The sequence below is a fragment of the Pseudoalteromonas sp. SR45-1 genome (genome assembly GCF_014163655.1).
Classification (GTDB): Bacteria; Pseudomonadota; Gammaproteobacteria; order Enterobacterales; family Alteromonadaceae; genus Pseudoalteromonas; species Pseudoalteromonas distincta.
On sequence record NZ_JACJDR010000007.1, the window covers coordinates 1 to 25,026 of the forward strand.

The following is a 25,026-nucleotide window of genomic DNA, read 5'->3' on the forward strand; positions in this document are numbered from 1 at the left end:
TTGGACCCACCTGACTCCATGCCGAACTCAGTAGTGAAACGAAACAGCGCCGATGATAGTGTAGCATTTGCTATGTGAAAGTAGGACATTACCAGGCTTCAAATTGTAGAAAGCCCGACTAGAAATAGTCGGGCTTTTTTACGTCTGCAGAAAAGTGAAATGCGCGCAATTAACATACACTCACAGCAACACCCATCTCGTAGGCCGGGCGAGCGTAGCGACTCCCGATGTGAAAATCGCAACAAAACCCCTCAATATCTCAGTCGGTCGATACAGTAGCATTTCACTGTGATTTTCTACCGCTGTGGGCACTACGACATCCTACTGCGTAGCGCACCGACCTCAAATTGTAGAGAGCCTGACTAGAAATAGTCGGGCTTTTTTTCATCTTCAGAAAAGTGAAATATGGGGAGTAACGGACATTACATACTCGATTCTTCTCTAATTCATCTAAATGTACAAGTTGAGCGGAATAGCTCATTATTCCAGTACTAAAGTTAATAACCAAATTTAAAGGCTATTTAAAATAGTCCATAAGCTTGGGTTTCTTCACTTTCAGATTCTTCTAGTTGAGCTGGTTTAAATATTACGCTTGGATCAATTAATACACTATGCTTTTGGGGGAGCTTGATTAATCCTAGCATCATATTTTTAGTTTGTGGGTCTAGATCAAAACCAACCTCAGTGAGCTTATCCAGTGGCTTTATGTCTTCTTCTTTATAGTCGATATTATCTTCAACCTTATCTACTAATAAACCAACATGTGGATTTAGTCCGTCTTTGGTGGTGAAAACAATAATAGGTTTATAGTCTAAGGTTATTTGCTCTTTAGCGGATTCAAATAAACGCTCAAGCTGAATTAGACTATTACGCTTAATTTTGTCGAGCAGAGCTGATACTTGTTTATGATCACTTCGATTATGGGCTGCTATAGCTGCTTTTGCTGTCTCTAGTAATGATTGGAAGGGCTCGTCAAGCCGAGACATTGTTAATTTTAAGTCTTCATTGTCGGTGTTGAATTCTTTGTAAAACAAAACAAAATCTTGTAGTTCTGCGTCATTATTTGAAATAGAAGCCGAGCTATTTAATAAGTTACTTTGAAGGGTATTAAACCAGTTTAATAGTTTGTCTTGCCATATTCTTAGTTGTTTTAGTACATGCGCATTACTTTGTTCAGTTGAGATATTATTTAAAATAATACCTAAATCAAAAACAGGTGTTGGTATATCCATATAATCTTTAACACCAATAAAGCTTTTATTATTGTTTGGTAAAGTTGTTAGATTATTGTCAAAGCGCTCAGTTAATAAAATATCGAGTATTTTTAGCGAAATTGTTTTGCAGCCCACTTTAAAGTTTATTAATTCCATGCCTTTATCTTAATTTACCTATTAATGCTTTAAGGATAGAACAAATTAAATAAATAGCTTAAAGATGGATAAAATTTAACAGAGATAGGGCAACTAGAAATTATTAGATGGTGCTAGTGAGGTTTTTTATGGCACGTTTAAATTGATTCTCAAGCTGCTTTTTTCCTAATAAACCTAAGTGTTGAATCACTTTTTCATTACTTTCATTTTGAAGTACTAATTTTATTAAAAGTTGTTTATCCGACTCTGTTAATTGAGATATATAAGAAGGTGACTGACTCAGTAACTGCCAAAGAGTTGCAGAGATACTAAATTGAGTGAAGTTACTTTTAGTGAGCAGTGCTAATCGCTCGTGAGTCTCTAGGCTTATTAACTCGTCGCTAAATCCTTCAATTATAATATTCACGAGTTGCCAATCTAGTGTTTTAAAGTGTGTTAAAAGAGCATAAAAGAAATCGTTTTTAAACTGCTTTTTTAGGGGTTGGAGAATTGTACTTTTGTCACTCAAGCATTTAACCACAAGCGCCGAATGTTCAGCGGTGCTTTTATCGCGTTGATAACCTAATTTTACAGTATCAAACCCTAGGTTTTGCCAAAAATTAAGTAACTGCGCTGTTGCGCCAAAGCTTGCACCAAGCCAACTACATTGGCTTTTTACCTGCGACTCGCAATAACTAAGTAACTTTTTACCAAGTCCTATATTGTGGGAACTCGGATCAATCGCTATTCGTACAACGCGGGCGCTCAGTTGTGTTAAACAGTCATTATTAAAGCTAAGTTGTGAGAGTGCTTGCGCCATTAAATGTCCTTGCGGACGGCGCTCTCCACTTATAACTTGTAGGGCAAGTTCTTCACTCAAACCACCTTCTATGGCGATTAAGCATACGCCAACTAATTGATTATTAATTTTGCTAATAAATAGTCTTTGCGATGGTGCGTCTAGTAGTTGGCGTAAGTCGTTGACACTACTTTGATAGTGAGCCAGTGCAAGTAGGGCAATAACTTGCTGCAGTAAAGATTCATTGTTTACAAGGGATTGCTGAGTTACTTCGCTATGAATTGGCTGCTCTAATTCATCACTCCTTAACTCTATATATTCTGCATCGAGTGCAAGCAAGGTGCGAATGTGCTTCTCGAGGGGATCGTGTTTAGCAAAACGCAGTGGCTCATCAAGCGTTACAACTTTAGAGGCTTTATAGTGTGCTTTAATATAGTTACTAAAGCGAATGGTATAACCCCTACCATTGCCCTCATACCCAACCAGAGTGCTTGCAAATACTATACGAGGGTAATGAGCTAGCATTAGTAGTAATAACGGAACAGGGATTGCTGCAGCTTCATCAACGAGTAGTAAATCGCACTCAGGTAGTGTGTTTAATAACGCGTCAGGTGCAACGTAGTGCAAGTTGGCGAGCTGTTTATGTTCAGCGTTGTATTGAAGGCTTAACTCTTGGGCTAAATGTTTAAAGCTGCTATGGGTCGCTTTAAACTGAGTGCTGCAAATAATTACTTTTTTATCAGTTAGTTTTGCCGCGGCTAAGCCAAGTGCTGCCGACTTACCTCTGCCTCTATCAGCATTAATGAGTAAAGGCCTGTTTGCACGGCCATTAGCTACTTTTACTATCTGCTCAATACAGTTTTGCTGTGGCTCATAATCAATTTTATTATGCATTACATAGCTAGCGTTATTACTAATACAGCCATTTTTTTCACTAAAGTGAAAAGCAGGTAACGGTTCAATAATAGTCGCGAAACGTTGATTAAATATGCTGTAGTCAATGCTCTGACCGTGTGATTGCACTGTACTTAATGCGGGATCTTGCCAAGAGGCTAAATCATCTAGTTCAGGCAGTAATAAAAACAGTATACCGCCTGCTTTAATGGTGCCGGCAAGTGCTGCAAGTTTATCAGGGTGCAAACCACTAAAACCATCGTAAACAGCATGAGCAAATTCTTGCCCTAAAATTTGGTGTGTGCGAGTAGGCCAGTACGAATTTTTAATTGCGCACTGCTTTGATACAACAAGTGTATTGTTTTCATCTATTAATGAGTTAAGTATTTCATAACACCAAGCTGGGCTGCCCGTGATCAACACTAGCTGACGATGATACGCGCCAGCTAATTGTTGCTCTAACTCATTTAGGTGTGCTTTATACCGCTTGTAATCGTGCATAGGCCGTTACTAACCATTTGCTACCAAGGTCGTCAAAGTTAACTTGTACGCGAGATTGTGCGCCACTACCTTCATAATTCAGTACAGTACCAATACCAAACTTAGCATGCAGTACGCGTTGTCCTAAGTTAAAGCCACTGTCTTCAAATGCGGCATGGCTAACTGATGCGCTAAAACGCCCAGCGGCAGGTGGGCGAGAAACCTGTGTTTTAATACGGATTTCTTCTACGCAGTCTTCAGGGATTTCGCGTAAAAAGCGAGATGGGCTATGGTATTTTTCTTGCCCGTATAAACGGCGACTCTCAGCATGGCTAATGTATAACTTATCCATTGCTCGTGTCATGCCTACATAACAAAGGCGGCGCTCTTCTTCTAAGCGACCCGACTCTTCGTTGCTTTGCTGAGAAGGGAACATGCCTTCTTCTACGCCTACCATAAACACTAGCGGAAACTCTAAGCCTTTAGCTGAGTGAAGCGTCATCATTTGTACGGCGTCTTCGTGTTCTTCTGCTTGTCCTTCACCTGACTCAAGTGACGTATGGGCTAAAAAGCCTTGTAAAGGTGAGCTGTACTCTTCGTCTTCAGGCAGCTCATACTGATCACAAGCGCTAATTAGCTCTTCTAAGTTTTCTACGCGAGCACGGCCTTTTTCACCTTTTTCGGCTTGGTACATTGCCATCAAGCCTGAGGTTTGAATTGTGTACTTGGCTTGCTCATGCAAAGTTAGGTCGCTAATTTTATCTTCTATTTGTTCAACGAGTTCTACAAACTTACTTACTGCACCAGAAGCACGACCAGATAAATGCTGTTGTTCTACAATTGCTTTTGCGGCATACCAAAGCGGTAACGATTCTGCTCGTGCACAATCGCGTATATGGCTCAATGTTTTATCGCCAATACCGCGTGCTGGCGTATTAATTACACGCTCAAACGCGGCATCGTCTTGACGATTACCTACTAGGCGTAAGTACGATAACGCATCTTTAATTTCTTGTCGTTCGAAGAATCGCATACCCCCATAAATACGGTATTTTAAGCCTTCTTGCAGCATGGCCTCCTCGAGTACACGAGATTGCGCGTTACTACGGTATAAAATTGCGGCATCTTGTAGGGCATTACCTGCATTTAACCAGCTTCGTAGTTTGCTACTTACAAAGCGTGCTTCGTCTAACTCATTAAATGCCGCATAAATAGAAATTGGCTCGCCATCGTTACCGTCGGTCCATAAGCTTTTACCCATACGCTCTGAGTTATTTTGAATTAATGCATTAGACGCTTTCAAAATAGTTGCTGTTGAACGGTAGTTTTGTTCAAGACGAATGGTTTCTGCGCTAAAGTCAGTTAAAAATCGTTTAATATTTTCGATTTTAGCACCGCGCCAACCGTAAATACTTTGGTCATCGTCGCCTACAATCATGATACTGCTTGTATCGCCTGCAAGTAACTTTAACCAAGCATATTGAATGGTATTTGTATCTTGGAACTCGTCTACGAGCATATGTGCAAAGCGTTGCTGATAATGACGCAGTAACGTTGGGTTATTTTTTAACACTTCGTAGCTGCGTAGTAATATTTCGGCAAAATCTACTAGGCCTGCTCTATCACAGGCCTCTTGGTAGGCGGCGTAAACACGCAGCATCATTTGCTCGTTAATATCGTATGCTTGAATATCTTTAGGGCGAAGTGCTTCATCTTTTTTAGCGCTGATGTACCAGCCAAATTGTTTGGCGGGCCATTTTTTATCATCGATATTCATCGATTTTAATAAGCGCTTGATCATCCGAAGTTGATCGTCAGAGTCTAAAATTTGAAAGGCTTCTGGTAAGTTAGCTTCACGGTGATGAGCACGTAAAATACGATGCGACAAACCATGGAACGTACCAATCCACATACCACCTACAGGGGCTTTTAGTGTTTCTTCAACGCGGCTGCGCATTTCTTTAGCCGCTTTATTAGTAAAGGTTACGGCAAAAATACTGTAAGCAGATGCTTGCTCAACTTGCATAAGCCACGCAATACGATGAACTAACACTCGTGTTTTACCAGACCCAGCACCTGCTAATACCAGCATGTTTTGTAGTGGGGCTGCAACGGCATCGCGTTGTTTGTCATTTAAGCCATCGAGTAATTGTGAAACGTCCATCGTTACGCCTTTTTAATCAATATTGTGGGCAGTATAACAGGTGTTTTTGTTAGGCTAAATAAAATACTGTTTTTATAAACAGCTATTTATAAAATAGCCTTAAAAACGAGTAACTTGATAATTTTTTGAACAAACAAAAAAGCGTAAACGCACAATAAAAATTGCTAATTTGACCTAAAGTTAGCAAAATTTACTAACTCTCTAAATCTAGACTAATTTAACTATTTGATTTGTAAGCTTTAATAAATTGGCATAGAGTGTGTAAGTAAATAATTATAAAATCAAATAAATACAGAGGTTAGTATGGCAGATCAAGGTTCTGGCGGTAACGTAATCGCAGCATTATGTAATATATTTTTTCCTGGTTTAGGGCAGTTAGTGCAAGGGCGTATTTTAGCGGCTATATTTTTTGCACTCGCTATTATAATAAGTTACGCACTAATTTATGTGCTTGTAGGTTTTGTACTAGTGCCTATTATTTACTTATGGTCGATTATTGACGCAGCGCGTTATAGATCGCGAAGTTAACTGCTTTAAAGTTGAATAAAATAGCGCCCTTGTGGCGCTATTTTACTTTATATGTCCTGTGGTTTGCGGGCGTTTACGTATATAATTACGCAATTAAAGATTTACAGGCAAATCCTATGGAATATCAATTTATTCGCGACCCTATTAGTGGGCTACGTATTAAAATAAGTAGTGAACACGCTATTATTGGTCGCTGGCTAAACGAAGAAATAGGCAAAGACAAAGTAGCTATGGTTCAAGCGCTTATTGCATCGGTGAGTTCAAGCTATGAGCCGCTAACGCTAAAAGGCCAAGAAATAGATTTAATATTAACCAAAGACGAAGCACTATTTGAAGCCCATGCGCTTCATCAAGACAGTGAAGACCTAATAGCGTATCAAGATGACGATTTAGCGCTTGAAGAAAATGGTTTAAGTAGTGGTTGTGGCTTTGAAGATTTCATTGATTTAATTGATTCATGGGCTGAATTTAGCGGCTCAAAGTAAACTACATATTAAGATAGTGCTGATGCGTTAAGCTTCCTTTATCTGTACTATTACACTAATCAAAAACGACAGGAATGAATATGTCTGCCAATTTAAACAAGCTAGTAGTTATGCTAGAAATGCAAAACGCCATGAACACTAAAGTACATGAGCAATGGTTTACTCAAGGATTCGAATGGTACCGCGCTATTTGGGTTGAGTGCGCTGAAATGCTGGATCATCATGGTTGGAAATGGTGGAAAAAACAAACACCAGATACTGAACAAGTTATTTTAGAGTTGGTTGATATTTTTCATTTTGGTCTATCGCTTAGAATTGACGGCAAAACTAGCTACGAAGACTTAGCAAAGCAACTTGAAGCTGAGCTTAGTAATGCTCAACAAGCGGATGACTTTAAACAAACGCTAGAAATATTAGCGGCTTCCGCCGTTGCAGATAAAACGTTTAATGCCGCTGCCTTTGCCGGCTGTATGGCGCAAATGGGTATGGATATTGATGATTTATATCGCGGCTACGTAGGTAAAAATACGTTAAACTTTTTCCGCCAAGATCACGGCTACAAAGATGGTAGCTATATTAAAGAATGGAACGGGCAAGAAGATAACGAGCATTTAGTTGAAGTAGTTAAAAGCCTTGATACAGAACATGCAGATTTTGCAAAGTTAGTATACCAAGGCCTTGAAGCGCGTTACCCAAAAATCTAGCCCACGTAAACTGAGTTAAATAATCTTACGATAGTCGGTAACACTCAGGTAATCGGCTATTTCGTTATGTGGTTGTTGGCTATCAGGGTTAGCAACTGCCAGTAAGTGCTCGATGCCGTATTCTCGTGCGGCATTTAATACCGGCACACTGTCATCTACAAACAAAGTGCGCTGCTTATTAAACCCTAAGTCTTTTTGTACTTGGTGCCACAAACTTTGCTGCTCTTTACTTACTCCATATTCATGAGTAGACACTACACCATCTAGGTAGTTATCAATCGCTGTATGCTCAAATTTCAGCATGACACTCTCAGGGTGGGCGTTGGTAAGTAAAATTAACTCTTTGCCTGCTTTTTTAAGCTCGGTTAAAAAATGAGGTACGTCTTCGCGCATTTTAATTAAATGCTGAGACTCTCGTTTAAGCTCCATTATAGGCAAGTTTAATTGCTGCTCCCAATAATCTAAACAATACCACTGTATTTGACCGCTCACAGCTTGATAGCGTTTTAAAATATCTGCTTTAGCTGCATCTAGGCTAATGCCTCTAGCTAATGCGTGTTGCGCAGGGATAACGTTAAGCCAAAAATGACTGTCGTAATGTAAATCGAGTAATGTTCCATCCATGTCGAGCAAAACGGTATCGATTTTTGACCAATTTAACATAGGAATTTCAACTTATAAGGTTTATTATTGAACTAACTGCCATGATAGCAAATTAACGCCAATGACACAGAAAAAGCACCCAACACCACCACAAATCCTCAGTAACAATGTTGTTGCTAAAAGTCGCCTGTTTACTGTGGAGTCTTTAGAGTTAAAGTTTTCTAATAACGAAGAGCGCCAGTATGAGCGAATTCGCGGCGGTGGCCGGGGAGCAGTGATGATTGTTCCGTTAAGTGCAGATAATGAGTTACTACTTGTACGTGAATACTGTGCGGGCACCAACAATTACCAGTTAGGTTTTCCTAAAGGCTTAATCGATCCGGGCGAAACCCCAGAGCAAGCTGCTAACAGAGAACTTAAAGAAGAAATTGGCTTTGGCGCTGAGTATTTTAAACCATTAAGAACAGTAACAATGGCGCCGAGTTACTTTAATGCCACAATGCATATTTTATTTGCTAAGCAATTATACCCAAAAACCCTTATTGGTGACGAACCAGAGCCGCTAGTTGTTGTTAAGTGGCCATTAACTCAGTGGCAGTCATTATTAGACCAAGAAGATTTTACCGAAGCACGCAGTGTTGCAGCTTTGCTATTATTAGATAAGTATTTAGCGTCTGGAGCTGCCGATGAATAAATTAATCGAACCGTGCATTGAATTAGCTGAGCGTGCTGGCGATGCAATTATGGCCATTTATAAAAAAGGCGATATTGGCCAACAAGAGAAATCAGATAATACGCCTGTTACCAAAGCTGATCTAGCAGCAAATGACGTACTTGTTGCTGGATTAAAAGCACTTGCACCCGATATCCCAATTATGTCGGAAGAAACACCTATACCAGCACTCGCCGACAGACAAGATTGGCAGCGTTATTGGTTGCTCGATCCGATGGATGGTACAGGCGAATTTATTTTAGAAAGTGGCGACTTTGCAGTAAACATTGCATTGATTGAAAATAATCACCCTGTGCTTGGCGTTATTCATTGGCCTGCAAAAGGTGTGACTTATTTTGCTACTGCTAAAAATGGTGCCTTTAAACGTGAAAATTCAATTGATAAGCAAATATCTGTAGCGCCGCCAGAGAGCTTGACGCTTGCAGTGAGCCGCCGCCAAAAAATAGAAGCGGTGAGTCAGTATTTAAATAGTCAGTTTACAACGATTGCTATTGGTTCGTGTTCTTTAAAAGCCTGTACTGTTGCAGAGGGCAAAGCAGATTGTTTTTTAAGAATTGGTCCAACGGGAGAGTGGGATACAGGTGCTTCACAAGTTATTGTTGAAGAAGCCGGTGGTTGTATTACCGATGCAGAATTTAATCCGCTAACGTACAACCAACGAGAGAGTACTGAGAACCCTGACTTTATAGTGATGGGACATCCCGACTGGGAATGGCAAAAAATGATTAATCCACATCAAAGATTGATCGCAGAGTAGTAATTTGATTGCTTTTTGTTCGGTTGAACAACTTTAATTAGTTTAGGTCTTGCATTAAATGTTTATTCCTATATAGTAGCGCTCTCTTCAAGGCAGGCAAGTAAATATTACGAAAATGCTTTAAAGAAATTACAGGCGCGGGATGGAGCAGTCTGGTAGCTCGTCGGGCTCATAACCCGAAGGTCGTCGGTTCAAATCCGGCTCCCGCAACCAATTTCCTTAGGGATTGAGGTTACTGTAAACTCTAACTTAAGAGATAAAATAAAGTAGTCGATAGACTTAAAATATACAGGCGCGGGATGGAGCAGTCTGGTAGCTCGTCGGGCTCATAACCCGAAGGTCGTCGGTTCAAATCCGGCTCCCGCAACCAATTCTTTAATTGGAAGCCAAGTTGTAATGTAAGCAACTTTAAATAAGTCTACAAATTTCAGGCGCGGGATGGAGCAGTCTGGTAGCTCGTCGGGCTCATAACCCGAAGGTCGTCGGTTCAAATCCGGCTCCCGCAACCACTGAAATAAATAAGAATGAAACGACACGCTTAAAGCGTGTTTTTTTATGTCTAAAATTTGGTGTGTATATTGTGGCTCATAACCCGAAGGTCGTCGGTTCACCTTTTATAAGTTCAGGCTCCCGCAACCACTGAAATAAATAAGAATGAAACGACACGCTTAAAGCGTGTTTTTTTATGTCTAAAATTTGGTGTGTATATTGTGGCTCATAACCCGAAGGTCGTCGGTTCACCTTTTATAAGTTCAGGCTCCCGCAACCACTGAAATAAATAAGAATGAAACGACACGCTTAAAGCGTGTTTTTTTATGTCTAAAATTTGATGAGTGTGGTGATTTAGCTTATAGGATAAAGATCATCTTCACTGCATGAGGCATTCACTTCTCATAAGCGCAAGCTCCCGCCCCCCTGAGATACACTTTAAAATGTTATAAACTTCTTAAAATAAATCGTTATTACTTAAAACCTTGTTTGGTTTGTGTTAAAACGGCACAAATATTTTTAGGTTGTTACAAATATGACTGAACTTTACCACTGGTTTGATTTAATAGGCATTGCGGTGTTTGCTGTATCGGGCACTTTGCTAGCGTATGAGAAAAAAATGGATGGCTTTGGGGTCGTAGTTTTAGCGACAGTAACTGCTATTGGTGGTGGTACAGTGCGAGATCTAATTTTAGATGTTCCAGTGTTTTGGTTACACGATCAAAGTTACTTTTTTGCCATACTCGCTTCAGTATTTGTTACAACACGCCTTATAAATAAACAAAAGCCGATACCTCATTATATTTTACAAACAGCGGACGCGTTTGGGTTAGCTTTTTTTGCAGTAATGGGGGCGCAAAAAGCACAGCTTGTTGGTATGCCCGATATGACTGCGGTAATTATGGCTGTAATTACAGGCTGCTTTGGTGGATTAATTCGAGATGTGCTTGCACGCGAGATCCCTATGCTATTAAAGGGTGAGCTTTACGCTATTACCTGTATAGCGGGTGGTACTGTTTATACGCTTGGCATTAGTTTTTCGTTAGCAACCGAAATGGCGATGGTATTAGGAATGTTAATGACCTTATTACTTCGTTTAGCCGCTATAAAATGGCAAATCACATTACACGTTTTTAAATATCCTGACTAAACTGGTGTAATCACACCATTTACTAGGATAAGGAATGTCGTTAGCTCGTATATTTTCTCGTGCTCAAGTGGGCATAAATGCCCCTGAAGTTATTGTAGAGGTTCACCTAGGAAATGGTTTACCCGCTTTTCATATTGTAGGCCTGCCCGAAGCGTCTGTTAAAGAGTCGAAAGACAGGGTACGTAGCGCACTCGAAAACTCACAATTTGGTTTTCCCGATCAACGAATAACCGTAAATTTAGCCCCAGCCGACTTACCAAAAGATGGTGGGCGGTTTGATCTGGCTATTGCGGTGGGTATTTTAGTCGCCTCTGGGCAAATAGTGTGTCCTGATATTCATAAGTACGAGTTTTATGGTGAGCTTGCTCTTAATGGTGAAGTGCGTGGTGTAAACGCTATTTTACCTTCGGTACTTGCTGCTAAAGAAGAAGATCGCTGCTGCTTTTTACCTCTTGCAAACGACAGCCTAGCAAGCCTAGTTAATGGCGTTAAACGCAAAGCCGTAAGCTCTATTCAAGAAGTATGGGGCGACCTACTTAATCAACAACCCTTGCCATTAAATATAGAGTACCCCGACTGCACGCAAGCCCCTGACTTTTTGCTCGATTTAAGCGATGTTAAAGGTCAGCCCGGTGCAAAGCGAGTACTCGAAATTGCTGCAGCTGGCGGGCATAATTTACTATTTTTAGGCCCTCCAGGTACTGGTAAATCAATGCTGGCCCAGCGAATGGCTACAATTATGCCTACTATGTCGGACGATGAAGCTATTTCAACAGCTGCGCTTTACTCTATTATTGGACAATCCATAGATTTAACTAATTGGCGACAGCGGCCATTTCGTAATCCGCATCATACGTGCTCAGCTGTTGCCTTGGTGGGGGGCTCTTCAAATCCCAAGCCTGGTGAAATTTCGCTGGCACACAACGGTGTGCTCTTCTTAGATGAGTTACCGGAATTCGAGCGTAAGGTGCTTGATTCACTGCGTGAACCAATGGAGACCGGCACAGTAACTATTTCACGTGCAGCTAGGCAAATGGAGTTCCCAGCGCAGTTTCAGCTTATTACAGCATTAAACCCAAGCCCAACGGGGAGCCATACTGATAAGCGGGCAACTCCCGATCAAGTTATGCGTTATTTATCGCGAGTATCAGGGCCTTTTATTGACCGTATTGATTTGCAAATAGAACTACCTCGTTTAACGAGTGTTGAGCTACAAAGTACCAAACCAGAGGAAACCAGTGCTGAGGTTAGAGCAAGAGTTGAGGCTGCTTATTATGTGCAGCTAAAACGCCAAGGTAAGGTTAATGCGAGACTTAATAATAAAGAAATGAGTGTGCACTGTGAACTTGCGCCTGCAGAGTTGCAATTTTTAGCTAGAGCAAGCGAGAAGTTGTCTTTATCGCCACGCTCTTACCATAGAGTAATTAAGGTGGCGCGGACTATTAGTGATTTAAAAGGCGCTGAAAACATTAGTTTAAATGAGCTTAAAGAAGCACTTAATTACCGCGCATTTGAGCGCCTTATTGCGCAATTAACTAAGTATTAAATAGAAAGCATATAGCCTTTACCGCGTACGGTAACGATGCGTTTTTGATCTTTTTCGTCATTTAATTTTTTACGTAAACGACCAATAAGCACATCAACAGTACGATCGTTTGGACTCCAATCGGGCTGGCCTATTTCTTCTGATATTTTTTCACGGGATGTGGCTTTACCTGCATTACTAATTAAGCAAATAAGCACTTTATGTTCGGCTTCAGTTAAGCGTGACTCAACGCCCGCAGCAGTAATTAATGTGCGGTTATCAGGATGAAGCTTAAAGTCAGCATATTCTATAAACTCTTCGCTTTCGTCGTCTTCTAGGTTAACTGCAACACGCTTATAGATCGCGCGCATGCGAAGTTCTAACTCAAGTAAATCGACGGGCTTACAAATATAGTCATCAGCACCTTGTGCAAGACCTGCAATACGATCGGCTTGGGAGTCACGACTCGATAATACAATAACGCCAATATCGGTCAGTGTGTTTAATTCTTTTGCGAGCTGAAGCCCGTCGCGCTTTGGTAAGACAATGTCAATTATGGCTAATGATATAGCACCGCGCAGGTTTACCCGCTGCCTTACAATGTTAAGTGCATCAGCGCCAGTGGGGTCTACCTCTATTGTAAATTCGGTATCTGCAAAGTGATTTTGGATGCGTTTAACGAGTAGTTCATCGTCTTCAACCAATAAAACATTAATAGCCATAGTACTTTATTTTGAATGCTTATAGCTCTGTATGGTAGCACCATTAGGTAAATGCTGAGAAGGGGGTTTATTAGTTTTAAGTAACTTAATATTTCAAAGGTGTATAAGACGTTATTAGAGGATGAGGTTAGCACCTTTAGACTAATTAAAAGGTGCTAAATAATTAATTCTACTATTAATAAATCTGTATTAAGTCGTTATTTTAAAGGTTCAGGCTCAGTCATTTTTATACATCGAGTCCCACCATTGAGGCTCGTTTTTTAGCTTTTTATCAAAGTATGCGAGCATAGTGTTCCACCAATCAAATCGTTTATCGCGTGCAAAAATTTGATGATCGGCGCCTTTGTATTCGATTAACTCTACGTCCTTATTAAGCAGTTTAAGTGCAGTGTACATTGTTAAGCTTTCGCCAACAGGTACATTGGTATCACTATCACCATGAAGAAGTAGCATAGGTGTTGTTACTTTGTCGGCATGAAATACAGGGCTATGTTGGCTGTAAAGCTCAGGGTTATTCCACGGGAAGCTATTTTTTGATGCTTCGCCAGAATATAAGTAGCCCCACCAACCTTCACCCCAATACGAGGTAATATTAGAAATACCCGCATGAGCTATTGAAGCACTAAATATATCGGTTTTAGTTGCCAATAACATGGTCATGAAGCCACCGTACGATGCCCCTAAGTTACCTACTTTTTTACTATCAACATAGTTGTATTTATTTAAAAAGGCTTGTGTGCCTTCGATAATATCGTCTGCGGTGTAGTCGCCCCAGGCATTAACATGCTGCGCTGAAAACTTTTGTCCAAACCCTGTTGCGCCAGTAGGTTGTACTACATAAACAATGTAGCCATTTTCTGCCCATAAGTTAAACGGATAACGACCTGTAAAACCACGCGTAACTGGTGAAGTGCCGCCGTAGTAATACACGAGCGCCGGGTGCTTTTTAGTTTTATCTAAATTGCTAGGAATATAAACGCGGCCAGTTATTTCAACCCCATGTTTATTTTTAAAATTAAACTCTTCTAATGTAGGGAGTCGTATATTTGCATAGCTACTTGGTTTTGAATCCCATATTAAATCTGTTTTATTTTTACTGACGTTAAGGCGCTTTAGCTGTTGTGGCGCTAAAGCGTTAGTGCCACTTAATAAAATTTCGGTATTACGGTCGTGTGAGTAACTAAATTGTTCAACAATATCCAATCCTGTATTTAACTTTTTAAAGCGCTGTTTACTTAAATCAAATAGGTAAAGTGGTTGAGTGTCTTGCTCTGTTACTTTAATAAGCGCATCGCCGTTTTCTAAAACGTGCAGTTGGCCAATAGCGGGGTCGAACTGTTTACTGAGTGCTTTTACGTTTTTACCGCCTTCAGTAAGTAGGTAAAGTTGTCCGTCGTAGTTATTAGCGAGCATAGCTTTTGGTAATGCTCTGCCTGCGCCATTTTTAAAGTCAGGGCCTGCAACTACATAAATATCTTTATTTGCGTATTTGGCTAAATTAAACGTTTTGAATTTACCAAGCGATGAAAGCTTGTTTGATTTTAAATCGAGTTCAACAAGCTCTGTTTCAGGGTGGGTTGATGCCTGCATTGCCATTACTGGGCGGCTCATTAATACTTTGCCACGGTTACTATTTGAATCTTCAAGGCTGTAAGAAAGAGGACCTTGGCTAAGTGCTTTTGTTAAACCACTTTTAGTATCAAGCATATAAATTTGGCTGGTGGTACGTGCATACGACCAGCGATCTTGCAGACCTTTATAGTGCTTGGTTAAGCTGTTAGTGCTCTCAGGTGATTTAGACCAGCTAAACAAAAGACTGGTGTCGTTATAAAAGGTAAAGCTATTAGCTCCTTCTAAATCGTTTGCTAATGTTTTTATTGAGAGGTTTTTACGGTTAAGTTGTTTAAGCTCACCATTTAACAAATACACTAAATATTGGTTATCTGGACTCCAAATAATGTTACTTGGTTGGCCTGCTTCAAAGCGATAAAGCGTTTGATTGTCTGAATCTTTAAGTACAGTAACTGTATTTGCTTGATTTTGTGTTTTATCGCTATAAGTGCGAGTGGTAGTAACGTACTGCTTGGCATTAGGTGCGAGTGATAATTGGCTAATGGTAGGAGCATCAAACAGTTGTTTTGCAGATAAACGTTTTATGTGTGAAGTGCTGAGCGTAATTATATCAATGTCGCTCTTTGGAGCAAAATCAAGCGTTACATCGTGCCAATTAGCTACTTGCTGGGCTACTATTAAAACAGTGTGAGTACTGTTATTTAAAGTTAACTTATAGCTATTTTTATCGCCTGTTTGTAGTTCGCCATTAATAAATAACTGCCCTTGCTCAATCCCTTTTAAGGTAAGCGTACCTTGCGTAAAGCGGGTTGTTTCAATATTAAATTTTAGTGCCTGTAACCCACCTAAAGTGAGCGCATTGATTTTATTAAACGGTTGCCAGTTTTGTTTTTTCCCAAATACAGAAAAACTATCTGTGTCTGCTTGTAGTTGTGGCAATAGGTTGTTAATAATCGCACTGCCATGAGGTGTTTGAAAAGGCTTTAACTGCATGTCTTCGGCAAGTGGGCCGATAAACTGAATTTTTGATTTATCCAATGGTGCCGCTATTGCAGCAAAGCTTAAGCTGCTAAGCGTTAAAAGAGCTGCTGCGTACTTAAATAGCTTATTTTGATGACACCATGGTGCGCTAAATTTCATTATTATGCCTATTATTATTGGAAGTTTGGCCAAATATAGCATGTATTGTTACCATGCTCACATATCCAATATAGAGGAGAGAAAGTGACTTTACTGATAGTTTATATGGTAGTGGCGATTGTTATTTCGTTTTTATGTTCTGTGATGGAGGCTGTGTTATTAAGTATTTCGCCCAGCTATGTTGCATCACTTAGAAAAAAACACCCTGAGCTTGCTAAACAGCTCGAAAAGCTTAAAAACAATATAGATCAGCCTTTAGCTGCTATTTTAACTTTAAATACAGTTGCCCATACTGCAGGTGCAGCGGGAGTTGGTGCACAAGCGGCTGTCGTTTTTTCCGATGCGGCTGTAGGTATTGCATCAGCCATCATGACATTTCTTGTATTAATTCTTTCTGAAATTATACCTAAAACCTTGGGGGCTAATTACTGGCGAGCTTTAACCCCAAGTGTTACCTACGCTTTGCGTTTTTTAGTTATATCGCTAAAGCCTTTTGTATGGTTTGCACAAAAGCTAACAAATTTAATGGGTCCAAAGCACGATGAGGCTTACTATATTCGTCAAGAGATAGAGGCAATGGCTGATATAGGTACGGAGTCGGGTGCATTACATCAGGATGAGTCCGAAATAATTCGTAATTTATTGCATTTTAGACATGCAAAATTATGCGACTTAATGACGCCTCGAACTGTAATTTTTAAAATCCACAAAGACTTAACAGTAAATCAGTATTTAAACGATCACGGCTCGTCGTCATTTTCTCGTATATTGGTATTTGATAAAGACAGCGACGATATTGTTGGGTTTGTGCATAAAAACGATATTATGCTGGCATTTCACCGCTTAGGCACCGATTACAAAATTAGCAAATTGATTAAGCCTATTTATACCGTACCAACTTCTCAGAACGTATCGTCGTTACTGCAAACTCTTTTAACAAAGCGCACGCATATATGCCTAGTTGTAGATGAGTACGGTGACGTGCAAGGTATTGTAACGCTAGAGGATATGATTGAAGCTTTAATGGGGCTAGAGATTGTAGATGAGCGTGACCAATCTACTAATATGCGCGCAGTAGCAAGGCAGCGTTGGCACAAACGTTTAGCAAGTAGTGCGCATATAGTCAGTGAAGAAGATAAACACACTCGGGGTGATAATTAGTTAACCAGCCCCGATTAAATATTAATACCTCTTTAAGCGGGGCTGCCATCAGTTTTCAGCCAATCTTTAGCCCAAGATATAAATTCGTCTTGTGGTTTAGGGCGGCTAAATAAAAAACCTTGTATAGCTAGTTTTCTTTTATAATGCCTTAAATAAACGAGCTCTTCTGGGCGTTCAACGCCTTCTGCTACTAAGTCTAAATTATCTTTACTCGTAATATTAAATAACGAACTTACGACCACTTGAGAAAATAAATCTGTTTCTATATGGCTAATAAGTGAACGGTCTATTTTAATTTCAGTAAAAGGAAGATTTCGAAGCTGATTCATATTAGTAAAACCAACACCAAAGTCGTCTAGCGATATACCAAAGCCATGCATTCTTAATCTGTTTAGTGTTTCTAATTGCATTAGGCTTGAGAGTGCATGTTGTTCTGTTATTTCTATAATTATGTTACTAGGCGTGAGTTGGTTTAATTCTAAAATGAGCAGTAATTTATTAGGGCAGTTTAAGTCGTCGAGCTGAGTTGGCGATAAATTAAATGCCATTTTAAAATCATGACCTAGTTGCGCTTTCATATTTTTGAATTCGCTGGTGGCCTTTTCAAAAAGAGAAAATGTAATTTGATTAATTAAGTTGTGTTGTTCGGCAGTGTTTATAAAACGGTTAGGTAAAATAATATTGCCGTCTTTACTTGATAAAATACGCGCTAATACTTCAACGCTTTCAACTTTATTGTTATCAGCGTTTATTTTTGGTTGGTAAAAAGGCGTTATTTCATCGTTTTTTAATGCATCAATAAGCTCATCTTTTGAAATGGCTGACTCTTTTAATAAAGTGTGGCTGTTTAATTGCGCCACTTTAATAAGTAACCTACTAACCTGAGACAGTTGCACTGGTTTTGTAATATTACCAATGAGGTGAGCGTTATGTTGTTTCGCGAGATTGGCAGCTAAGCTAATAACTTTATGGTCCATTTCAGAAACAATTATAATACCGCCTTGATAATGTAGCTCTCCTAAGTGGCGGATTAGTTCCATGCCGTCCATTTCGGGCATATTGAGATCAGTAAAAATAGCATCAAAGTAGTTGATATCCTCTTTAACTTTTTCAAGAGCTTCTTTTGCATTCAGACACGTAGTTATAGTGTTAGACATACCCAATTCGTTAAGTATAGCTTCCATAACGATCAAAATTGCTTTTGAATCGTCAACAACTAAAATATTAGGCACTATCTTCTTCACTGTTATCCCTTTCAATGTATCGCTTGGAGTTACTATAAAAGTAGTAGTGTTTTTTTATTTTGTCAGTATCAAATACTTTTATTTTGAAAATAGTTACCTAGCACCTTCACTCGTGTTTTTAAGCTGATTAGGTATACTAGCGCCATTATTTTAAACGGTCTTAATTATGATAAGAATAGATCTTACTTTAGCCGAGCAACCATTTTCGCTTATGGTGTCTGGGCAAAGAATTGTGCAGGTATTTCACGCGCAACAAGCCATTACCTTTGATAACCCTCGTGAAAACTATTTTCAATTTACTTACGACAACAAAGTAATAGGTATCGATACAGCGGCGGTGAAAGAGCAAAGCATTTCGCTCTTTGTAGATGATCAATTTGCAACACAACTTGCGTTACCAGCACCTACAAATGGGTCACCTAAAAAAGGCTTTTTAGGGCTAGCTGCATTAGGTTTTAAGCTTTTTAAAAGCGCTAAGGTAATTAAAGTAGTGCTTGCAGGGGCTTCTGTTGCAGGCTATGCGTGGTTATTTAGTATTGAATTTGCACTAATGTTAATTGGTTGCTTAGTGGTACACGAATACGGCCATGTGCGAGCAATGAAATACTTTGGCATAAAAACCAAAGGTATTTACTTAATCCCGTTTGTTGGTGGGCTTGCTGTAAGTGACGATAAAATAACGACTCGTTGGCAAGATGTAGTTATATCATTAATGGGGCCTGCATTTGGTTTAATTACCTCGGTACTGGGTGTCGTTTTATATTACGCCACCGAGATGGAAATATTTGCAGGTGTGGCAGTGCTTAGTGCGTTATTAAATTTATTTAACTTGCTACCAATTTTGCCGCTTGATGGCGGGCATGTATTAAAAAGTATTAGCTTTTCAATGCGTTCATGGATTGGCCTAAGTGTATGTTTACTCGGTGTACTGTTTGGTTTATGGCTGAGCTACACATTTGGCTTAATGTTACTGGTATTCTTTTTGTTTGTAGGTGCGCTGGAAATTGTATTTGAATGGCGAGGCCGACATTACTCCCATTTAATGCCACTAGATAAATATGGCCAAGGCTTTTCAGCGGTTATGTATGCAGTTGTAGTAGCTGGGCATGTAGCTGTAATGATGCACTTTGCCGATTCAGAAAATCCAATATTGAGCCTGCCGATGACTATTTTATCGAGCTAGTATTTATCGTTCTAGGTAAAAGTGGGCTGTAATATTTGTTACAGCCCGTTAAAAATTAATAAAAGCTCAATACCAGCGATATAAAAACCCCAGTTACAAATAGCTGCACAACACAAAACCCCATAATATCTTTTGCTCTTAAGCCTGCGATAGCAAGGACTGGTAATGCCCAAAAAGGTTGAATTAGGTTAGTCCACGCATCACCCCATGCAACAGCCATTGCAACGCGAGATATATCAGCACCTAGCTCTTGTGCTGCGGGTATAACAATAGGCGCTTGTACTGCCCATTGGCCGCCGCCAGAGGGTACAAACATATTAACGAGTCCTGCACTTATAAAACTAAAAAATGGCAAGCTATCAGCATCTGCAACGGCAATAAAGCCACGTGATATCTGTTGTGCTAATCCGCTATCAACCATTACCGCCATAATGCCAGCATAAAAAGGAAATTGAATAACAATTCCAGCCCCGCTTGGAATTGCTTGTTGCAGACTGTTAAGTAAATTATGGGGTGTTTGATGCAGCGTAATAGCTAAAAACAAAAATACGGCAATAACGCTATTAAGGTTTAAGTTTCCGCCAGTAATAAAGAAGTAATAGCCTAAATATGCCAAACCTAATAAGCCAATTGTCATACCGAGTAGTTTACTTTGTTCCAAATGTTGGGCAGGTCTGGTTATTGTTGTGGGCTTAGGTGTTGTCTCTTGTAAAAGAGCTGGGTCGATATATACGCTTTCTTGCTCGCTTGGCAGCATATAGCGATTAACGAGCGGCATAATAATGAATAAACCAACTAATATGGCTATATTAAAGCCCGCAAATAAAGTGTGCTCTGTACTCATAATACCAATGCTGGCCTCTGAAAAGTGACCATCGGTTGCGATAGTTAAAGGAATCGAACCCGCTAATCCGCCATGCCATACAACAAAACCTGAGTAAGCGCTGGCTACTAATAATCGATAATCAACACGAGTATGTTTAGCAATTGCTTTGGCAAAAAGGGCACCAATAACTAAGCCAAATCCCCAATTTATCCAGCTCGCTAAAAGCGAAATAAGCGTTACCAATATAATTGCTTTAGGTGCTGTATTTGCGAGTGTTGCTAGTTTTTCTAATAACTTACTTATAGGTGGCGTACTTGCCAACATATAGCCTGTAATTAACACTAGTAGCATTTGCATCGCAAAACTTAATAAGTTCCAAAACCCACCTCCCCACGCTTGTAATACTTCAATGTTAGTTGCGGTTGTAAATAAGCTCGCACTGACAAGGGTAATTATTGTAAGTAAAATTACAAATATAAAAGGGTCGGGAAGATAGCGCTCTACAATTTTAGTAAAAGGGCGGGCTATTTTATTAAGCATAAGCACAACTGTTTTAGTTATTATTTTAACGCTAATTAATCATGAAAAATCACCATTGGCAAACAGCATTTAGTCTAATATTTGCGGTTAAAAGCTTAAACATTGCTTAAAAGCATCGCTTACAGTAACGTACTGTTTATAGATAATTTACTAACGAAGACTTTGTATTATGCCGGTGATATTTAAAAGGCTAGCGTTACTTGTTCGCGCTCATATAGATCAGTTGAGTTGGCAAGCAGTGGCATTAGCTATTTTGACTCATATGCTATTAACATGGAACTTACTATTTATAGCGAATGAGAAAGCGTTAACCTCGCTTACTACCTTTTTTTACTATTACACAGTAACAACATCAACAGTGGGATATGGTGACTTTAGTCCAACTACTGATCTTGGTCGTTGGGTGGTTGCATTAATACAAATTCCATTTGGTTTAGCTTTATTTGGTGTTTTGCTAGGAAAAGCAGGACAAACTGTTACTTACTTAATTAGGCGCGCTATGACTGGTGATAAAAACTTTGCCCACAGTAACCACCATATTATTATTTTTGGTTGGCACGACACTCGTACAAAAAAGATGATTGATTACATTTTGGCAGATACGAAACGTACTGACCGTCGTATTTTACTCGCGGTAACAGAGCAGATGGATCATCCTTTTTTAGCTAACGAAAGCGTTGATTTTGCACGTTTAACGAGCTTTACTAATTTAGCTGAGCTAGAGCGGGTTGCTATTCGTAGTGCTGATAAGGTGATTATTGATGGTCAAGATGACGATCAGACATTTACAACAGCCCTGCGCATTAGTCGCTTAGTAAAAGATGATTGCCATATAAGCGCTCACTTTTTGGATGAAACCAAAGTTGAGATGATGTTAGAGCATTGCCAAAATGTAGAGTGTAGTAGTGCAAAATCAGCTGAGATACTCGTACGCTCAATGCAAGATCCAGGTTCGAGCCGTGTGCAAGAGGAGCTGCTATCTACTTTGCACGGCGATACACAATTTAGTTTGAAAATACCAAGCGGCTGTAAAGATATGGAATTTGGTACTTTGTTTCATCATTTTAAGCTTGAGCATGATGCCATACTGTTGGGTGTTGCTCATAATTTAAGTGCGCAAAATATGGATTTAAACCCACCATTAGATTACAAAGTAAGTGAAGGCGATATTCTGCACTATATATCGGTAGATCGAGTATTAAGTAGTGAAGTAGACTGGTCGAGCCTAGAAAAATAATGAATGAAGTTGTATTTTTAATTGTTGTTTTAAGTGCTTATATATTACCTGTCGTTATCGTACTCAATAGTAAGCGTACACAGGGTCATGAAAAGAATGGCTGGCTAATGGGAATAATTATATTTTCTTGGTTAGGGTTAATGATGTACTTTGCCATTGTGCCCAAGTATGGGCACAAAAAGAAAAAGGCCAAATAGAGTAGTTGGCCTTTACAGCCGCTTTTACTGGCGTAACTACTCTTCTAGTTGCTTAATTTTATGCTCAATTAAAGGATCGTCAGGTACAAGTTGTTGAGCAACTTCTAATAACTGAATGGCATCATTAGGATGCTCATCTTGATGTTTAAGGGCAACATCTATTAATGGCTGAATATCAATTTTTGCCTGATGTTCCTGTACGTGAACTTCTTTTTCATCAATCAAAATATTATGAGCTTTGCTTAATAGTGTTTGACGGTGAGCTGAGTTTACATTCGCTTTATTAAGGCTTTTGTAATAATCCTCTTTAAAACGTAAGGTTTTAGTTTGCATACGAAATTGCGCAATATCAATTTGCTGATGCTGGATAAAATCGACGGCTACTTGCTTATAAAATCCAAACTTATTCAAATATGTGGCATGTGTGCCATGTCCCATACCAAATACTCGTAAGTGAGTTAACTGCTTATAGCGCTTAGCGTGCATTCGGTCTATACGATTAGTAGGATCGTAAATAATATAGCCTTGGGCATCTCCTAAATCTAGATCGTGATAATCTTGCTGCCAATCAAACTGCTGAGCTATATCGGTACTAGAGCGGTCATCCCACGGTACTAATTCTTTATTTTTAGTACTTACCGGATGGAAGAACAACACCTGATTTAGCTTTAATAGTTTAGCAAAAGCGCCAACAGCAAATCCGCCACGACTTAAACCATAGCCAAGTCGACAATTAAACGGCGTAAGTAATGTTGATAATTGCTCGAGAAAAAAGATTAAATTACGATTACGAAACCAATTACTTTTACCCAAATGCTGAAAAGCGATTACGTTTACGTTTTGTTTTTGAGCTAAGTGATAACCCCATGGTGCAAAATCAGGACGAAGATCTTGCTCTTGCACGTTAGTGCCAGCTGGGGAGAAGGTAAAAAGCAGGGGTTTATTAACGTCAACAAAATCATACTTAACAAATACATCGCCGAGTAAATCACTACCCGTCATGGGTAATCGAGTTTGTTGCTCATTGTGCGGGAGAGTTAACCATTCATCTAACCAATACAGTAATTTCATTAATCCTCCAGCTATAAGTCAGCATAGATCATATCAAACTCAATGAAATTAGGTCAAACCGATAGGGTATTACTGCGCCATTTTGATTATTACATCCCAGTCATTTTTAGTAACAGGCATTATTGATAGTCGTCCGCCCTTTTTAAGTGCGATTTCAGTAATATTGTCATTGGCTTTAATATCTTTAAGGCTAATTAATTTTTTTAAATGGCTTTGATAAGTAACCTCAACAACAACCCAACGTGGTTTGTCGCTGGTGGCTTTTGCATCGTAATAGTCGCTGCTTAAATCAAATTGAGTGGGGTCTGGGTAGGCTTCTTTAGTAACCTCGGCAATGCCCGCTACGCCCACGTGTTTACAGCTTGAATGATAAATCATTACTGAATCACCGACTTTGACGTCGTCACGCATAAAATTTCGTGCTTGGTAATTACGCACACCTTCCCAAAGAGTCGTTTGTTTTGGTGCGTTTTTTAAGTCATCTAATGAAAACGCATCGGGTTCAGTTTTAAATAGCCAGTAAGCCATAACAGTATTCCTAACAAATATTTACTTCCCACTATTGTATAGTATCATTTGGACACTAGGGTAATGAGGAAGAAATAATGAGCCAAGTATTAGATGATTTATTGTCGTTGTTAACACTTGAAGAAATTGAGCAAGGTTTATATCGAGGACAAAGCCAAGATTTAGGCTTTGGTGCTGTATTTGGTGGTCAAGTAATGGGGCAGGCGCTTTCTGCTGCCAAAGAAACTCTACCTGAAGGGCGAATAGTTCATTCATTACATTCTTACTTTTTACGCCCAGGCGATCCGGCTAAACCCATTGTTTATGACGTTGAAACTATTCGTGATGGTAAGAGCTTTAGTACGCGCCGAGTCAAAGCAATTCAGTACGGTAAACCTATTTTTTATATGACCGCGTCATTCCAAGGTGAAGAGAGTGGGTTATCGCATCAAGCGACAATGCCTGATGTTCCCGCACCTGAGGAATTACGTTCATCGCTTGAGTTTTACCAAGATAACGCTTCGCATATCCCAGAGGTTATCCGTAATAAGTTTACCCGTGAAATGCCAATTGAAATGCGACCGGTTACTTTTCATAACCCGTTTAAACCAGAAGTTATGGAGCCGGTAAAGCATATTTGGTTTAAAGCTAATGGTGAAATGCCGGACGATCAGCGTATCCATAATTACTTATTAGCGTATGCGTCTGATTTTGAGTTTTTACCAACTGCATTGCAACCTCATGGTGTATCGTTTATGCAGCCAAATATGCAAGTAGCTACTATTGATCATGCAATGTGGTTTCATCGTCCATTTAGAATGGATGATTGGATTTTGTATTCAATTGATAGTCCAAGTGCGAGTAATGGGTGTGGTTTGGTACGGGGGCAGTTTTTTGATCGCCAAGGCAACTTGGTTGCCTCAACAATGCAAGAAGGGGTTATGCGTCAACGCTAACCCCTTCTGT

General features: G+C 39.6%; 22 protein-coding genes and 3 tRNA genes. 15 read left to right on the top strand and 10 right to left on the bottom strand.

From position 1 onward, the window contains the following. Window positions 1–521: 521 nt before the first annotated feature. From H5089_RS08535 to uvrD, 3 genes are all read right to left on the bottom strand, one after another. The gene (locus H5089_RS08535) at window positions 522–1,370 is read right to left on the bottom strand and encodes a chemotaxis protein (protein ID WP_182712000.1); all 849 of its coding nucleotides are present in this window, start codon (window positions 1,368–1,370) and stop codon (window positions 522–524) included. 103 nt (window positions 1,371–1,473) lie between these two features. After that, window positions 1,474–3,543, bottom strand: a complete 2,070-nt coding sequence (locus H5089_RS08540) for a GNAT family N-acetyltransferase (RefSeq protein WP_182712001.1) — start codon at window positions 3,541–3,543, stop codon at window positions 1,474–1,476. Continuing rightward, window positions 3,521–5,686 carry a DNA helicase II gene (gene uvrD / locus H5089_RS08545; protein ID WP_002963007.1) on the bottom strand — a complete coding sequence of 722 codons (2,166 nt, stop codon included), beginning with the start codon at window positions 5,684–5,686 and terminating at the stop codon, window positions 3,521–3,523. The genes H5089_RS08540 and uvrD overlap by 23 nt, the downstream gene beginning before the upstream one ends. A 303-nt stretch (window positions 5,687–5,989) precedes the next feature. Here uvrD and H5089_RS08550 point away from each other — a divergent pair, with 303 nt between their 5' ends. The 3 genes from H5089_RS08550 (at window position 5,990) to H5089_RS08560 (ending at window position 7,403) form a co-directional block, all read left to right on the top strand. Beyond that, window positions 5,990–6,214 carry a hypothetical protein gene (locus H5089_RS08550; RefSeq protein WP_002963009.1) on the top strand — a complete coding sequence of 75 codons (225 nt, stop codon included), beginning with the start codon at window positions 5,990–5,992 and terminating at the stop codon, window positions 6,212–6,214. A gap of 116 nt (window positions 6,215–6,330) precedes the next feature. Further along, window positions 6,331–6,699 carry a YacL family protein gene (locus H5089_RS08555; protein WP_002963010.1) on the top strand — a complete coding sequence of 123 codons (369 nt, stop codon included), beginning with the start codon at window positions 6,331–6,333 and terminating at the stop codon, window positions 6,697–6,699. A gap of 80 nt (window positions 6,700–6,779) precedes the next feature. Then, window positions 6,780–7,403, top strand: a complete 624-nt coding sequence (locus tag H5089_RS08560) for a dUTP diphosphatase (RefSeq protein WP_002963012.1) — start codon at window positions 6,780–6,782, stop codon at window positions 7,401–7,403. A 15-nt stretch (window positions 7,404–7,418) separates the two neighbouring features. Here the strand turns inward: H5089_RS08560 and yrfG are convergent, their stop codons facing one another. Continuing rightward, window positions 7,419–8,066: a GMP/IMP nucleotidase gene (gene yrfG / locus H5089_RS08565; protein WP_165724387.1), complete on the bottom strand. Its 648-nt coding sequence runs from the start codon at window positions 8,064–8,066 to the stop codon at window positions 7,419–7,421. 61 nt (window positions 8,067–8,127) lie between these two features. Between yrfG and nudE the strand changes: the two genes are divergently transcribed. The 7 genes from nudE (at window position 8,128) to H5089_RS08600 (ending at window position 12,681) form a co-directional block, all read left to right on the top strand. Further along, window positions 8,128–8,700 (top strand): ADP compounds hydrolase NudE, encoded by a 573-nt coding sequence (nudE, locus tag H5089_RS08570; protein WP_165744910.1) that lies wholly within the window; start codon window positions 8,128–8,130, stop codon window positions 8,698–8,700. Then, complete coding sequence (cysQ, locus tag H5089_RS08575; RefSeq protein WP_182695533.1) at window positions 8,693–9,496, top strand: 3'(2'),5'-bisphosphate nucleotidase CysQ; 804 nt, start codon at window positions 8,693–8,695, stop codon at window positions 9,494–9,496. Before nudE ends, cysQ begins: the two co-directional genes overlap by 8 nt. 136 nt (window positions 9,497–9,632) lie before the next feature. Further along, a tRNA-Met gene (locus H5089_RS08580) sits at window positions 9,633–9,709 on the top strand. A gap of 80 nt (window positions 9,710–9,789) precedes the next feature. Then, window positions 9,790–9,866 (top strand) — tRNA-Met (locus H5089_RS08585). Between the two features lie 62 nt (window positions 9,867–9,928). After that, a tRNA-Met gene (locus H5089_RS08590) sits at window positions 9,929–10,005 on the top strand. Between the two features lie 515 nt (window positions 10,006–10,520). After that, window positions 10,521–11,135, top strand: a complete 615-nt coding sequence (locus H5089_RS08595) for a trimeric intracellular cation channel family protein (RefSeq protein ID WP_002957915.1) — start codon at window positions 10,521–10,523, stop codon at window positions 11,133–11,135. 34 nt (window positions 11,136–11,169) lie between these two features. After that, window positions 11,170–12,681, top strand: coding sequence for a YifB family Mg chelatase-like AAA ATPase (locus tag H5089_RS08600; RefSeq protein WP_182712002.1), 1,512 nt, complete (start codon window positions 11,170–11,172; stop codon window positions 12,679–12,681). Here the strand turns inward: H5089_RS08600 and H5089_RS08605 are convergent. Then, entirely contained in the window at window positions 12,678–13,382 is a 705-nt protein-coding gene (locus H5089_RS08605) for a response regulator transcription factor (RefSeq protein WP_182712003.1), read from the bottom strand. The genes H5089_RS08600 and H5089_RS08605 overlap by 4 nt on opposite strands. 216 nt (window positions 13,383–13,598) lie before the next feature. Next, the gene (locus tag H5089_RS08610) at window positions 13,599–16,094 is read right to left on the bottom strand and encodes a S9 family peptidase (RefSeq protein WP_182712004.1); all 2,496 of its coding nucleotides are present in this window, start codon (window positions 16,092–16,094) and stop codon (window positions 13,599–13,601) included. 84 nt (window positions 16,095–16,178) lie between these two features. Between H5089_RS08610 and H5089_RS08615 the strand changes: the two genes are divergently transcribed. Continuing rightward, complete coding sequence (locus H5089_RS08615; protein ID WP_182712005.1) at window positions 16,179–17,255, top strand: hemolysin family protein; 1,077 nt, start codon at window positions 16,179–16,181, stop codon at window positions 17,253–17,255. 32 nt (window positions 17,256–17,287) lie between these two features. On the opposite strand, the gene H5089_RS08620 is transcribed toward H5089_RS08615, so the two are convergent. After that, window positions 17,288–18,499, bottom strand: coding sequence for an EAL domain-containing protein (locus H5089_RS08620; protein WP_182712006.1), 1,212 nt, complete (start codon window positions 18,497–18,499; stop codon window positions 17,288–17,290). Window positions 18,500–18,665: 166 nt separating this feature from the next. Here H5089_RS08620 and H5089_RS08625 point away from each other — a divergent pair, with 166 nt between their 5' ends. Continuing rightward, the gene (locus tag H5089_RS08625; RefSeq protein ID WP_182712007.1) at window positions 18,666–19,682 is read left to right on the top strand and encodes a metalloprotease; all 1,017 of its coding nucleotides are present in this window, start codon (window positions 18,666–18,668) and stop codon (window positions 19,680–19,682) included. A gap of 55 nt (window positions 19,683–19,737) precedes the next feature. Here H5089_RS08625 and H5089_RS08630 read toward each other — a convergent pair whose 3' ends face one another. After that, entirely contained in the window at window positions 19,738–21,048 is a 1,311-nt protein-coding gene (locus H5089_RS08630; RefSeq protein WP_182712008.1) for a short-chain fatty acid transporter, read from the bottom strand. 169 nt (window positions 21,049–21,217) lie between these two features. On the opposite strand from H5089_RS08630, the gene H5089_RS08635 reads away from it, so the two are divergent. Both H5089_RS08635 and H5089_RS08640 read left to right on the top strand, forming a co-directional pair. Beyond that, window positions 21,218–22,285 carry a potassium channel family protein gene (locus tag H5089_RS08635; protein WP_182712009.1) on the top strand — a complete coding sequence of 356 codons (1,068 nt, stop codon included), beginning with the start codon at window positions 21,218–21,220 and terminating at the stop codon, window positions 22,283–22,285. After that, entirely contained in the window at window positions 22,285–22,482 is a 198-nt protein-coding gene (locus H5089_RS08640; RefSeq protein ID WP_002957905.1) for a PLDc N-terminal domain-containing protein, read from the top strand. Before H5089_RS08635 ends, H5089_RS08640 begins: the two co-directional genes overlap by 1 nt. A gap of 36 nt (window positions 22,483–22,518) precedes the next feature. On the opposite strand, the gene H5089_RS08645 is transcribed toward H5089_RS08640, so the two are convergent. Together H5089_RS08645 and H5089_RS08650 are read right to left on the bottom strand one after the other, a co-directional pair. Next, window positions 22,519–23,553 (bottom strand): cytosolic protein, encoded by a 1,035-nt coding sequence (locus H5089_RS08645; RefSeq protein ID WP_182712010.1) that lies wholly within the window; start codon window positions 23,551–23,553, stop codon window positions 22,519–22,521. A 69-nt stretch (window positions 23,554–23,622) separates the two neighbouring features. Further along, window positions 23,623–24,081 (bottom strand): EVE domain-containing protein, encoded by a 459-nt coding sequence (locus H5089_RS08650; RefSeq protein WP_182693725.1) that lies wholly within the window; start codon window positions 24,079–24,081, stop codon window positions 23,623–23,625. Between the two features lie 77 nt (window positions 24,082–24,158). Between H5089_RS08650 and tesB the strand changes: the two genes are divergently transcribed. Further along, window positions 24,159–25,016, top strand: a complete 858-nt coding sequence (gene tesB / locus H5089_RS08655; protein WP_024597275.1) for an acyl-CoA thioesterase II — start codon at window positions 24,159–24,161, stop codon at window positions 25,014–25,016. The last annotated feature ends 10 nt before the right edge of the window (window positions 25,017–25,026 follow it).